This is a genomic window from Streptomyces sp. NPDC058632 (assembly GCF_042717095.1).
Lineage (GTDB): Bacteria > Actinomycetota > Actinomycetes > Streptomycetales > Streptomycetaceae > Streptomyces.
In genome coordinates this window covers 1-14,990 of record NZ_JBHXQZ010000072.1, presented here as the reverse complement: position 1 = coordinate 14,990, position 14,990 = coordinate 1, and the positions used below count along the sequence as shown (strand labels likewise).

Below are 14,990 nucleotides of genomic sequence, written 5' to 3'. Positions count from 1 at the left end.
AAGAGGTCCCCGCAAGTGATGCCGGGGTGAATGCCGGGCGTGCGCCACAGGCGGAATACGCGGTTTCCGACCCGGTGCCGACCGCCGCGGAGGCCCCGCGCGGTGCGGGACAGTTCACCTGAAGATCATTTTCTGCGAGCGGGTACCCCGGCCGGTCAACTCGCCGTGCTAGACACCGAGGTGACAGTCAATCATCACGGACCGAGGTCGGTCGACGCGGTGAGTGCCGTGGTCACCAGGGCTTTCCGGTCCGGTACCGAGGCCGCGCCACGCTCACCGCTCATCCGTATGCCTGGGAGTTACGTACGTGCTAGACGACCACCCTTGTGGCCTGCCGCTGACCCCGGGACAGTCGGGCATCTGGTTCGGCCAGCAGCTGGCACCGGAGAGCCGCGCCTACAACCTCGGCATCTACGTCGACATCGCCGGTCCGCTCGACCTCGCGCTGCTGGCCGAGGCGACGCGCCGCTTCCTCGACGAGGCCGACGGGTTCCGCGTCCGGATCGGGGAGCACGAGGGTGAACTGCGTCAGTGGGTCGAGCCGACCGGTGCGTGGGAGCAGCTCTTCGTCGACGTGTCGGCCGAGGCCGACCCCGAGGCCGCGGCACACGCCTGGATGAAGGCAGACATGGCGCGTCCGCGCCTCCTGGGGCACCTGCCGAACCTCACGAGCGTGGTGATCCGCGTCGCCGAGCAGCGCCACTGGTGGTACTCGGGCATCCACCATCTGATCAGCGACGGGTTCGGCGCCGGGATCGCCGTACGGCGCGCGGCGGCCGTCTACACCGCGCTCTCCGAGGGGCGCGACCCGGCGGAGGGCGCCCTGCGGCCGGTCCGGGAACTGCTGGACGAGCAGGCGGCCTACCGGGCCTCGGACGACTTCCGCGCCGACCGGGCGTACTGGCTGGAACGGATGGCCGGCCGGCCCGCACCGGCCGGGCTGGTGGAGCAGGCCGCGCCGCCTTCCGCCCCGGTGCACCGGCGGACCTCATGGCTGAGCCCCGAGACCGAGTCGGGGATGCGGAAGGTCGCGCGGAGCGGCCGGTCGAGCTGGCCGGCCGCCTTCGTCGCGGGCGTCACCGCCTATCTGCACCGGATGACCGGGGCGGACGACCTGGTGCTGGGCTTCCCGGTCACCGCGCGCGTCGGTTCCGTCGCGGAGGCCGCCCCCGGCATGGTGTCCAACGTCGTCCCGCTGCGGCTGAGGGTGGACCCCGGCCTGACGTACGGCGAGCTGACCGCCCGGGTCGCGGCCGAGATGAAGAACGCGGTGCGGCACCAGCGCTATCCGGAGGCGGACCTCGCCCGCGACCTCGGTCTCTTCGCGGGGGGCCGGCTCTACGGGCCGGTCGTCAACGTCATGCCGTTCGGCCAGAACTTCACCTTCGGCGGCCTCCACGGCACCCTGCACAGTCTGGCCGTGGGGCCGGTGGCCGACCTGTCGGTCGCCTGCTACGGCGGGCGCCCGGGACAGCGCGACGCGATCAAGGCCGTCGTCGACGGGAACCCCGAGCTGTACTCGGCCGGTGAACTGGCCGGACACCACGAGCGGTTCCTGCGGATGCTGGAGAGGCTCACCGCGGGGGACGACGCCGCCGCGCGGCCGATCGGCCACGGCGACCTGCTCGACGAGGACGAGCGCCGGTGCGTGCTGGGCGGTTGGTCCGGTGGCGCCGGAGCCGCCGGCAATGTCGCCCCCGCCGGGGAGAGCGACGCGGAAAACGCCCCGGGGAGCGCCCCGGGGAGGACCTCGGAGAGCGACCCGTGGCGGCTGGTCGCGGCGCAGGCGGCCCGGACTCCGGACGCCGTCGCGGTGACCGCCGGGGGAGCGTCCCTGACGTACGGCGAACTGGTCGGTCGGGTGGCCCGGCTGGCCGGCGTCCTGACCGGTCACGGAGTGGGGCCGGAGGACCGCGTGGCGCTGGCGCTGCCACGCTCGGTGGACCTGGTGGCCGGCGTGCTGGCCTGCCTGCGTTCCGGCGCCGCCTATCTGCCGCTGGACCTGTCGCACCCGGCGGAGCGGCTGGAACTCATGGTGGCCGAGGCACGGCCGGCCGTGGTCCTGACGACGGACGAACTGGCCGAGCGGGTGCCGCGGGGCCCACGACGCGTGCTGACCGACGGGCCGTGGGACGTCGCCCCCGCCGACGCCCACACCCATGCTCATGCCCCCGCGGAGGCCGGCGTCGCAGCGCCGCCCGCCACGGTGCACGGTGCGGCCGCGGCGTACGTCATCTTCACCTCGGGGTCGACAGGACGGCCCAAGGGCGTGGTCGTCCCCCGGTCGAGCCTCGCCAATCTGCTGCTGGACATGGCCGGGCGGGCCGGCCTCGGCGGCGGCGACCGCCTGCTCGCCGTGACCACGCTGGGCTTCGACATCGCCAACCTGGAGCTGCTCGCGCCCCTGGTGGCCGGTGCCGCGGTGGTGGTGGCCGGACCTGACGAGACACGCGACCCGGCACGGCTGCGGCGACTGCTGCTGACCGAGGATGTCTCGGTGATGCAGGCGACGCCGAGCCTGTGGCAGGCGGTGTCCGCGGAGGTCGCCCCCGTCCTCGGCGGCGTCCGGGTCCTCGTCGGCGGTGAGGCGCTGCCGGCCGCACTCGCGCGTGAACTCGTCGCGTCCGCCGCGTCGGTGACCAACGTCTACGGACCCACGGAGACGACGGTCTGGTCGACCGCGGCGGACCTGTCGGCCGAGGACGCCGAAGCGGCGACGGTCACCATCGGACGGCCGATCGCCGGTACCGCGGTGTACGTGCTGGACGGGGCGGCACGCCCCGTGCCGCCCGGCGTGGTGGGCGAGCTGTACATCGCCGGCGCCGGACTGGCGCGCGGGTACGCGGGACGGCCCGGCCTGACGGCCGAGCGCTTCGTGGCCGACCCCTTCGGCGCCCCCGGCACACGCATGTACCGGACCGGCGACCTCGTACGGTGGACGCGGGACGGCCGGCTCGCCTACGTGGGCCGGGCGGACCAGCAGGTCAAGGTGCGCGGACACCGTATCGAGCCGGGCGAGATCGAGGCCGTGCTCGTGCAGCAGCCGGGCGTGGACCGTGCCGCGGTCGTGCTCCGCGAGGACACGCCGGGCCGGCGGCAGCTGACGGCGTACCTCGTCCCGGGCACGGAGCCGGTGGCAGGCGAACACGAGCTGGCCGCGGCGCTGGCGCGGCGCCTCCCCCCGTACATGGTGCCCGCCGCCTTCATGACCCTCCCGGAACTGCCCCTGACGGCGAACGGCAAGCTCGACCGGGCCGCGCTGCCCGCGCCGGCGGCGGCCGTCCCCGGCGGCGGCCGGACGCCACGGAACCCGGTCGAGGAGACCCTCTGCCGGCTCTGCGCCGACCTGCTCGACACACCGGGTGTGAGCATCGACGACGACTTCTTCGCCCTCGGCGGCGACAGCGTCTCGGCGATGCGCATGGTCGCCGCCGCACGCCGCGAGGGACTGACCATCGCCCTGCGCGACGTGTTCGAGCACCCGACCGTGGTGGACCTCGCCGCCCGCGCGGTCCCGCAGGAGGACGCCACGGACGACGCCTCCCCGGTACCGGAGCCCTCGGACGCCGCCCTGTTCGCCGAGACAGAAATCCGGCGCCTGCGCGCCCGCTATCCGCGGCTCTCGGACGCCCTGCCCCTGACTCCCGTACAACAGGGCCTGCTGTTCCAGTCCCTGCACGACGCGCAGGCCGCCGGGGACGACGACTACACCGTGCAGCTCGGCTTCACGGTCGAGGGCCCGCTGGACGGGCACCGGCTGCGTGCGGCCTGGCACGCCCTGCTGAGCCGGCACCCCGTCCTGCGCTCCGCGTTCGTCGCCGACGCCGCCGACGTACCGGCGCAGGTGGTGCTCGACGACGTCGAGCTGCCCTGGCGCGACGTGGACCTCACGGAGCCGCCCACGGACACCGACGCCCAGGAGCGGGACCGGCGACTGCGGCAGATCGCCGCCGAGGAGCGGGCCGGACGCTTCGACCTGGCACGCCCCCCGCTGCTGCGGATCGCCCTGGTGCGGCTCGCCCCCGAGCGGCACGCCGTGCTCTTCACCCACCACCACATGCTGCTCGACGGCTGGTCGCTGCCCCTGCTGGGCCGTGAGCTGTTCGCGCTGTACCACGACGAGCCCCTGCCGCCGGCGAGCCCGCCACGCGCGTACCTGTCCTGGCTCGGACGGCAGGACCGTGACGCGGCCCGCGCCGAGTGGAGTGCCGCGCTCGGCGGGCTCGACGCACCGACGCTCCTCGTGCCGGACGCCGCCGAAGCGGCGGAGCCGGCGCAGGGACGGTACACCGTCGACCTGCCGGCCCGTACCACCGACGCCCTGCGGGACCTGGCCGCCGCGCACGGCCTCACCCTCAACACCGTCGTCCAGGGCGCCTGGGCCCTCCTCCTGGCCGGGCTGACCGGGCGCGACGACGTCGTGTTCGGCACCACGGTCGCCAGCCGTCCCGCCGAGATCGACGGGGCCGAGTCCATGGTCGGGCTGTTCGTCGACACCGTCCCCGTGCGCGTACGGCTGCGTCCGGCGGACGACCTGCCCGGTGTCCTGCGCGGGATGCAGCGCCAACAGTCGCGCCTCACGGCCGCCGCGCACCTGGGCCTGCCGGACATCACCCGCCCGACCGGGCTCGACCGGCTCTTCGACACCGTCCTGACCTTCGAAAACTTTCCCGTCGACCCGGCCACCTTCCGGCCGGGCCCCGGCCTCGGCATCACCGATCCGCACGTCCACGCGGGTACCCACTATGCGTTGACCCTGCTGGTGGTGCCGGAAACCGCCGGGCTCAGCCTGCGGTTCGGCTACCGGATCGGCGTCTTCTCGCCGGAGGACATCGCCCTCGTCGGTGAACGGCTGGTGCGGTTGCTGGAGGGGCCGGTCGTCGACCCCACCCGGACCGTCGGCACCGTCGACGTGCTCCTCCCGAAGGAGCGGCGGCAGGTGCTGGCGGAGTGGAACGACACCGCCGTGCCGGTGCCGCCCGTCACCGTGCCCGGACTGGTCGCGGCACGGGCGGCGGCCACGCCCGACGCGACCGCCGTGGTGTACGGGGACGGCGGGGGCGGTACCGAGGAGCTGACGTACGCCGAGTTCGACGCCCGGGTGGCGGCGCTCGCGGCGCTGCTGCGCGGGCGTGGGGCCGTGCCCGAGACCCGCGTGGCCGTCGCCGTGCCGCGTTCGGCGAACCTGCTCGTCGCCGTCCACGCCGTGCTGCGCGCGGGCGCGGTGTACGTGCCGGTGGACCCGGACCTGCCGGCGGAGCGGATCGGGCTGCTGCTGGACGACGCGGCCCCGGCCTGCGTCCTCACCACGCGCGGCCTCGTCGAGCGGATCCCCCGCCTCAGCGGCCCGGACACGATCCTCCTCGGGGACGGCGCGCCCGCCGGTGACGGTGGAGCCCTGTCCTCGCCGGTCCCCGTGGCGCCCGGCTCGGCCGCTTACATGATCTTCACCTCGGGCTCGACCGGCCGCCCGAAGGGCGTCGTCGTCTCCCACGAGGCCATCGTCAACCGGGTGCTGGGCATGCAGCGGGAGTTCGCCCTGACCGCCGACGACCGGGTGCTGCACAAGACGCCCGTCGGATTCGACGTGTCCGTGTGGGAGCTGCTGTGGCCGCTGACCACGGGCGCCACGGTGGTCGTAGCACGCCCCGGCGGGCACCGCGACCCGGAGTACCTGGCGGCGGCCATCGAGACCCACCGGGTGACGACGGTGCACTTCGTCCCGTCGATGCTCCGGATGTTCCTCGACTTCCTCGACGAGCCCGCCGCAGCCGCGGCGAGGGCCGGGCTGCGGCGCGTGATCTGCAGCGGCGAGGCGCTTTTGGCCGAACTCGCCGACACCTGCCTCGGCCTCCTCGGCGTTCCGTTGTTCAATCTGTACGGGCCGACCGAGGCGGCCATCGACGTCACCCGGTGGAGTTGCGTCCCCGCCGGGACGGGCACCACGGGGCCTGCCGGGACGGGCACGGTCCCCCTCGGCGGTCCGGTGGACAACACCCGGGTGTACGTGCTTGACGCGGCGCTCCGGCCGGTCGCCCCGGGCGTCGCGGGTGAGTTGTACCTGGCGGGACGCCAGCTCGCCCGCGGTTACCCGGCCCTGCCCGGGACGACCGCGCTCCGCTTTGTGGCCGACCCCTTCGGCCCTGCGGGGAGCCGCATGTACCGCACCGGCGACCTGGCGCGGTGGCGCGGCGACGGCACACTGGAGTACCTGGGCCGGACCGACCACCAGATCAAGATCCGAGGGGTGCGCGCCGAGCCCGCCGAGATCGAGGCCGCACTCGCCGGGCACCCGGCGGTGAGCCGGGCCGCGGTGATCGTCCGGGAGGACGAGCCGGGCCGACGGCAGCTCACCGCCTACGTGGTGCCGGCCCTCCACGGGCGTGACACGGACGTGTCCGGGTCCGAGCAGGCACAGGCACAGGTACAGGTACAGGAGTGGAACGCCGTCTGGGAGTCGGTCTACGCGCCCGCCGCCCGGACACCGTCCGCACCGAGCGCCGCCGGAGAGCTTCCGGCCGGCGAACTCCCCGCCTTCGGCGACGACTTCTCCAGCTGGGACAGCAGCTACGACGGCCGGCCCCTCCCGTACCGGGAGATGAGCCGCTGGCGCGACGCGACCGTGGAGCGGATCCGCGCCCTGCGTCCCGTACGCCTGCTGGAGATCGGCGTCGGTGCGGGCCTGCTGCTGTCGCGGCTCGCCGGGGACACCGAGACCTACTGGGCGACCGACTTCTCCGCCGCGGTGATCGGCACGCTGCGCGACCGGCTGCCCGGCCGCCTCGCCGGCCGCGTCACCCTGCGGTGCCAGACGGCGGACGACACCGAGGGCCTGCCCACCGGGTTCTTCGACACCGTCGTACTGAACTCGGTGATCCAGTACTTCCCGGACGCCGGCTACCTGGACCGGGTGATCCGCGCCGTCGCGCCGCTGCTGGCACCCGGCGGGCGGATCTTCGTCGGTGACGTACGGGACCTGCGGGCCGCCCGCGTCTTCGAGACGGAGAAGCACCTCGTCCGCCTCCCTCCGGGCCGACACACCGGCCCCGCGGCGCTGCGCCGGTCCATAGGCCGGGCCCTGCTGAACGAGAACGAACTCCTCGTCGCCCCCGCCTGGTTCACCGGACGGACCGGTCCCGGCAGTCCCTTCACCGCCGCGGACGTCCAGGTGAAACGGGGCAGGTACCGCAACGAACTGAGCCGCTACCGCTATGACGTCGTCCTGCACACGGCCCCGGCAGCCGTGGCGGCGTCGCCGGCCGACAGCCACGACGCCGGCGACGGAACACGCCTGGACGGGCTGCGGCACACCCTGTCCACGACTCGCCCGGCCCAACTGCGCGTGTCGGGGCTCCCCGACGAGCGCACCGCGCGGCAGGTTCTGGCGGCCGGGCGGCTGGACGAGGGGGCCGAACCCGCCCGTGCCGCGCGCGTCCTCGCGGACGACGTCCCGGTGCCCGGCGCGGTGGACCCCGAGGACCTGTACGCCCTCGCCGAGGAACTGGGCTACCGCGTAGCCGTGGCGCCGTCGGTGACCGGCCCCGGCGCGGTGGACGCCGTCTTCCGGCGCACGGACACCTCGGACCCCCTGGCCGGTGAGGTCACCCCGGACGCCGTGACCGGTGAAGTGCTGTGCGCCTACCGGTCCGCGACGGAATCCGTCCCGGCCCCGGCACGGCGCACCAACGAGCCGGGCCTCGCCCGCAGGCTCGCCGTGCTCCCGGCCGAACTGCGGACCCTTGCCGAACGCACCCTGCCGGAGGCCCTCGTGCCCGCCGCCTTCGTGGTGCTGGCGGAGCTGCCGCTCACCGCGAACGGCAAGCTGGACCGCGCTGCCCTTCCGGCACCGGACTTCGCGGCCGCACCGGACAGCCGGGCGCCGCGCGACGCGACCGAGCAGGCCTTGTGCGCCATCTTCGCCCAGTTGCTGGGTATCCCGCACGTGGGGATCGACGACAGTTTCTTCGCGTTGGGCGGCGACAGCGTGCTGGCCATGCGGCTGGTGGGCGCCGCGCGCCGGGCGGGGATCGGCCTGGTCGTCCGTGACGTCTTCGCGCACCCCACCGTCGCGGTTCTCGCCTCCGTGGCGCGGGAGGCCGAGGACACCGACGTCACCGAATCGCCGGAAGCGGCACGCGAGGAGCCCCCGCTGCCGGTACCGGCGCCGGTGCGGGAGCGGCTGACCGCCCCGTACCCGGGCCCGACGGACATGCCGATCCTCCCGCTGACACCGTTGCAGGAGGGTCTGCTCTTCGAGTCCCTGGCCGCCGCGCAGGCCGGGGAGGACGGCCGGGCCCGGGTGGACGACTACACCGTCCAGCTGTCGCTCACGCTGGACGGCCCCCTCGACCCGGCACGGCTGCGCACCGCCTGGGCCCGGCTGCTGGCCCGGCACGGCAGCCTGCGGGCCGCCTTCGTGCACGACGCGGACGCGGGCCCGGTGCAGATCGTCTCCGGCGAGGTGGAACCGCCCTGGCGGGAGACGAACCTGTCCACGACCTCCGAACCGGAACGGGAGTCGCGGCTCGCCGAACTGCGGACCGCGGAGCGGGAGACCCCGTTCGACCCGGCTCGGCCGCCGCTGCTGCGCGTGGCGCTGGCACGGCTGACCCCGCACCGGCACACGATGATCGTGACCTACCACCACATCCTGCTCGACGGCTGGTCGCAGCCGCTGCTGCTGAACGAACTGCTGACCGCCTACGCCGAGCCGGACTCCCTCTCCCCGGCGCCCCAGTTCGAGCGGTACCTGTCCTGGCTCGCCCGGCAGGACAAGGACGCGGCACGGCAGGCGTGGCGGCAGGCGCTCGACGGCGCCGAACCGACCCTCGTGGTGCCGGTGACCGGCAGCCGGACGGACCACGCCACCGGCAGTACGGCGTACGACCCCGGGCACGGGGTCGTGGAGCGCCTGCTGCCCACGGACCTGACGTCCCGCCTGACCGCGCACTGCCGCCGCCACGGCCTGACACCGGCCACCCTGGTGCAGGGTGCGTGGGCCACCCTGATCGGCGCGCTGACGGGTCGCGACGACGTCGTCCTCGACGCTCCGAACGCGGGCCGCCCGGCCGACGTCGAGGACGTGGAGTCCGTCATCGGTCTGTTCATCAGCACCGTTCCGGTGCGGGTGCGTCTCGACCCGGTGCGGCCGATGGCCGCCGTTCTGCGCCGGCTGCAGGACGAGCAGTCCCGTCTCGCCGCCCACCAGCACCTCGGACTGCCGGAGATCCAGCGGCAGACCAGTGCCGGAGCGCTCGCCGACACGATGGTGGTGTTCCTCAACTTCCCGCTGGACCCGGCCGTGTTCCGGCCGGCGGACGGCATCCGTGTCTCCGCCGTCGACGGTGGAGTGGCCACGAGCTACCCGCTGCGGCTGCTCGCCACCCCCGGCGAGCGGATGCACCTCGCCCTCGGCTACCACACCTCCGCCTACGACCGGGCCGCCGCCGAAGCACTCATGGACCGGCTGGTGCGCCTCTTCGAGGAGCTCGGCGACGGCCTGGACCGGCCCGCCGGCCGCGCCGGAGTCCTCACCCCGCGCGAACGCGGCCACCTGCTGACCGCCTGGCAGGGAGCACAGGACGGGACCACGGCAGCCGGCATCGTCACCGGCATCCCCGAGGACCGGACGGCCACCACCCCCGACACCCCAGCGGTTCTCTTCGGGGACGAGCGGCTCACCCACCGCGAACTGCGCGCCCGCGCCAACCGCCTCGCCCGCCTGCTCATCGCCCGGGGCGCCGGGCCCGAACGAACCGTCGCCGTCGCGGTGCCCCGCTCCCCGGAACTGGTGGTGGCCCTGCTGGCGGTCCTCAAGGCCGGCGCGGCGTATCTCCCGGTGGACCCCGGTTACCCGGCGGACCGCATCGCGTACATGCTCGGCGACGCCGGGCCGGTGACGGTGCTGACCACCACCGAGGCAGCCGCGTCGCTCCCCGAGGACGTCCGCTCCGGCGCCGTACGGCTCGACGATCCGGACACCGGACGCGCGCTGCGCGCCCTGCCGGACGGCGACCCCACCGACGACGAGCGCACCGCACCGCTGACGCCAGGCCACCCGGCCTACGTCATCCACACCTCGGGTTCCACCGGGCGGCCCAAGGCGGTCGTGGTGCCGCACCAGGGAGTCGCCGCCTACTTCTCGTACCTGACTTCCGGGATCGCCCGGCTCGGCCCCGACGACGTCGTGCTCAACCTGGCGTCCGTCTCCTTCGACCCCTCGGTGCGCGACATCCTCGGCACCCTGGCCGCCGGCGGGCGTGTCGTCATGGTGCCGTCCGACGAGGCCAACGACGCACGCGCCCTCGTCCGCGTCATGCGCCACCACCGGGTCACCGTGCTGCTCTCCGTCGTACCGTCCCTGCTGGCCGCCCTGAACGAGGAGGCGGCACAGCTGCCCGTCGGCGAACGCCCCTCCCCGCGGTTGGTGATGACCTGCGGCGAAGTGCTCACCGAAAGCCATCTCCGGCAGACGACCGCCCTCGGGAACCCGCTGGTCGTCAACCAGTACGGGCCCACCGAGGCGACCATGAGCAGCACCTTCCAGGCGGTGGGCGAGCCCGGGGCACGGCGGTCCGACGGGCGCTTCCTGATCGGCCGTCCCCGCCCGGGCGTCCGTGCCTACGTCCTGGACCACCGGCTGCGCATGGTCCCCGCCGGAACGCCCGGCGAGCTCTACCTGGCCGGTCCCGGCGTCACCCGGGGTTACGCGGGCCGCCCCGGTCCGTCCGCCGAGCGCTTCCTCGCCGACCCGTACGGCGGGCCCGGCACCCGCATGTACCGCACCGGCGACCTGGCCCGCTGGACCGCGGACGGCCGCCTGGACCACCTCGGCCGCGCCGACCATCAGGTCAAGGTGCGCGGCCACCGTGTCGAACTCGGCGAGATCGAGGCGGTCCTGGAGAGCCACGAGGCGGTCGCCCGCGCCGTCGCGGACGTACGCCGGGACACGCCCGAGGGCGACCTTCGACTGGTCGCCTACGTCGTCCCGGAGACTGGAACCGGGGCCGGGCTCGGGAGCATCCCGGCTCCGGCCGAGTTGCGCCGCCACGCCGCGGCCGGCCTGCCCGGCTACATGGTGCCTTCCGCGTTCGTCGTCCTGGACCGGCTGCCGCTCACCCCCAACGGCAAGGTCGACCGCCGCGCCCTGCCCGACCCCGGCGCCGCGGACGGCTCCGCGGCGGACGGTGGCCGCGAGGCGCGCACGCCGCTCGAGGAAGTGCTGTGCGGCCTGTACGCGCGGCTCCTCGGCGTCGGCCGGATCGGCATCGACGACAGCTTCTTCGACCTGGGCGGGCACTCGCTGCTCGCCACCCGCCTCGTCACCCACATACGCAACGCGCTCGGCGCCGACCTGCCGGTCCGCGCCGTCTTCGAGGCCCCCACGATCGCGGAACTCGCCGAACGCGTCGCCGCCGCTGCCGGCGTCCCGCCCCGTCCCCGTCCCGCCGCCGGCACCAGGCCCGACGACATCCCGCTGTCCTTTGCCCAGCGCCGCCTGTGGTTCCTGCACCAGTTCGCCGAGGGCGCCACGGACGGCTACCACATGCGGGTGGTGCTGCGGCTGCGCGGTCCCCTCGACCTCCCCGCGCTGCGCGTCGCGCTTGCCGACCTGACCACCCGCCACGAGGCGCTGCGCACCGTCTTCCCCGACGTCGACGGCCGCCCCCGCCAGGAGATCCTGGACGCCGATGCCGAGCGGGCCAGCCCGGAACTGGAGGCGGTCCACGTCGCGGAGACGGACCTGACCACCGAGCTGGAGCGGACCGTCCGCCGGCCCTTCGACCTGGCTGCCGAGATCCCGCTGCGGGCGGCCCTGTTCGAGCTGGGGGAGGACGACCACGTCCTGGCACTGGTGCTGCACCACATCGCCGCCGACGGCTGGTCGTTCGGACCGCTGGCGGCCGACCTGTCCACCGCCTACCGCAGCCGTACGCGGGGGCAGGCGCCCGACTGGGCCCCGCTGCCGGTCCAGTACGCCGACTACAGCCTGTGGCAGCACGACCTGCTCGCCGACGACGGCGCGGACGGGGTGACGGGCCGTCAGCTCGCGCACTGGCGGCAGCGGCTCGCGGACCTGCCGGACCGCATCGACCTGCCCATGGACCTCACCGCCGCCGCGTCCGGTGACACCACCACCGTCGCATCAGGTGACTCCACCGGCACCGCACCCGGCGGCTCGTACCTCTTCCACATCCCGGCACCGCTCCACGCCCGCCTGGCGGGACTGGCCCGCGAGCACTCCGCCACCGTCTTCATGACGCTCCAGGCCGCCCTCGCCACGCTGCTGACCCGCCTCGGCTCCGGTACGGACATCCCGCTCGGCACGGCCGTGGCCGGGCGCGGTGACGAGGTGCTGGAGGACCTCGTCGGATGTTTCGTCAACACGCTCGTCCTGCGCACCGACACCAGCGGCGACCCGGACTTCCGCGAGCTGCTGCGGCGGGTGCGGGAGACCGACCTCACTGCCTACGCCCACCAGGACGTGCCCTTCGAGCGTCTCGTCGACCACCTGGGCGTGCCCCGCTCCCTGGACCGCAACCCGCTGTTCCAGGTGATGCTGGCCGCCCAGCCCGAGCTCACCCGCGACACCGTCGAACTCCCCGGCCTCACCGCCGAGCCGATCCGCATCGGCGCCGCCACCGCCCGCTTCGACCTCTCCTTCAACATGGCCGAACACCGCACCCCCGAGGGCGCTCCGGACGGGATCGACGGCCGTGTCGAATACCGCGCGGACCGCTTCACCTCCGCGGCGGTACGGCTTCTCACCCGGCGCTGGACCCGGCTCCTGGAGTCCTTCGCCGACGACCCGGACCTCACCGTGTCCCGGGCCGCCACCACCGCCGACGACGAACGCCGGCGGGTACTCACCGACTGGAACGACACCGCCATGGACGTCCCGTCCGCCACCGTGCCCGAACTCCTCGCCGGCCGCGTCGCGCGCACCCCGCACGCCGAGGCCGTCGTCTGCGGCGCCGACCGGCTCACCTACGCACAGCTGGACACCCGCGTCGACGCCCTCGCCCGCCGCCTGCGCGCGCTCGGGGCCCGATCGGAGCGCCGCGTCGCGGTGCTCGTCCCGCGCTCGACCGGCCTGCCCGTGGCCCTGCACGCGGTCCTGCGGACCGGTGCCGCGTACGTGCCCGTGGACCCCGACCTCCCGGCCGAGCGCATCGCCCTGCTGCTCGCCGACACCGACCCGGTGTGCGTGGTGACCACGGAGGAGGCGCGCCGCCTGCTGCCCTCCGCCGTGCGGGCCCCGGTCCTACCGCTCGACGGGACGCCCGGACCACAGGACGCCTCAGGGCCCACCGCCGGGTTCGCGGCGCCGCACCGCGACAGCACCGCCTACGTCATCCACACCTCCGGCTCGACGGGGCGCCCCAAGGGCGTCGCCGTCCCGCACCGGGCCGTCGTCAACCGTCTGTGGGGCATGCAGGAGCAGTACGGTCTCCAGTCCGACGACCGGGTGCTGCACAAGGCCTCCGCCGGCTTCGACGTCTCCGTGTGGGAGCTGTTGTGGCCGGTGCTCGCCGGTGCCGCCGTGGTCGTCGCCGAGCCCGAGGCGCACCGCGACCCCGCCCGGCTCGCCGAGCTGATAAGGGACCGGTCCGTCACCACCGCGCACTTCGTGCCGACCGTCCTGCGCGCCTTCCTGGAGCAGTCGGCCGCCGCCGGCTGCACCGGGCTGCGCCGGGTGTTCTCGGGCGGCGAGGCCCTGCCCGCCGACCTCGTACGGCGTTTCCACGACGTGCTCGGCGCCTCAGGTGTGGCTCTGTTCAACCAGTACGGTCCCACCGAGGCCACCATCGACGTCACCTGGTGGCGCTGCCCCGCCGACCCCGAGGGCCCGCCGCCGCTCGGCCACCCGGTCGCCAACACCCGCCTGTATGTCCTCGACGCGGCCCTGGAGCCGGTACCGCCGGGCGCCTCCGGCGAGCTGTGGATCGCCGGTGCCCAGCTGGCCCGCGGCTATCTGGGCCGCCCCGGCACCACGGCGGAGAGCTTCGTCGCCGACCCCTTCGGACCGCCCGGCGCCCGGATGTACCGCAGCGGCGACCTCGCCCGCTGGACGGAGAACGGCGAACTGGAGTACCTGGGCCGCGTCGACGACCAAGTCAAGATCGGTGGCGTACGCGTCGAGCCGGGCGAGGCCGCAGCCGCGCTCGGCGAGCAGGAGGGCGTGAGCGCCGCCGTGGTCGTGGCCCACGAGGCTCCCTCCGGCGGCCGGCGCCTGGTCGGCTACGTCGTGCCCGAGCGGGGCCGCACCCTGGACGGCGGACAGGTGCGTCGCCGGGTCGCCGACACCCTGCCCGAGTACCTGGTCCCCGCCGAGATCATGGTGCTCGACGCCCTCCCCGTCACCCCCAACGGCAAGCTGGACCGCGCGGCCCTGCCCGTGCCCGACCCCACCGGCACGGCGGACAAAGGACGCGCCCCGCGCACCCCGGCCGAGGAGACCCTCTGCCGCATCTTCGCCGAACTGCTCGGCGCCGGTGTCGGGAGCGTGGGCGTGGACGACGGGTTCTTCGCGCTGGGCGGGGACAGCATCATGTCGATCCAGCTGGTCAGCCGGGCGCGGCGGGCCGGTCTCGTTCTCACCCCGCGCGACGTCTTCACCCACCAGACGGTGGCCGAACTCGCGCGGGTCAGCAGACGCGCGGACGACCGGCCGGCCGTCCGCGCCGAGGACGACGGGACCGGACCCGTCGAACTCACCCCGATCGTCCACCGGTTGCGCGAGCGTCGCGGCCCCGTCGACGCCTTCCACCAGTCGGTGCTGCTCCAGGTCCCGGGCGGGCTGGGGCAGGAGCGGCTGACATCGGCGGTGCAGGCGCTGCTGGACCACCACGACGCCCTGCGGCTGCGGCTGACCCGGACGGCGGGCGGACTGGTCTGGGCGTTGGAGGTGGGTGAGCGGGGTTCGGTGGATGCTGCCCGGTGCGTGCGCCGGGTGTCGTCGTCCGACGTCGGTGCCGATGTGGTGGGGG

At 74.6% G+C, this 14,990-nt stretch carries 1 protein-coding gene; it reads left to right on the top strand.

Annotation, left to right across the window (positions count from 1 at the left end; genetic code table 11):
- Window positions 1-307: 307 nt before the first annotated feature.
- The coding region (locus ACFWVE_RS24885; protein ID WP_384017955.1) for an amino acid adenylation domain-containing protein at window positions 308-14,990 on the top strand (14,683 nt) is incomplete at its 3' end.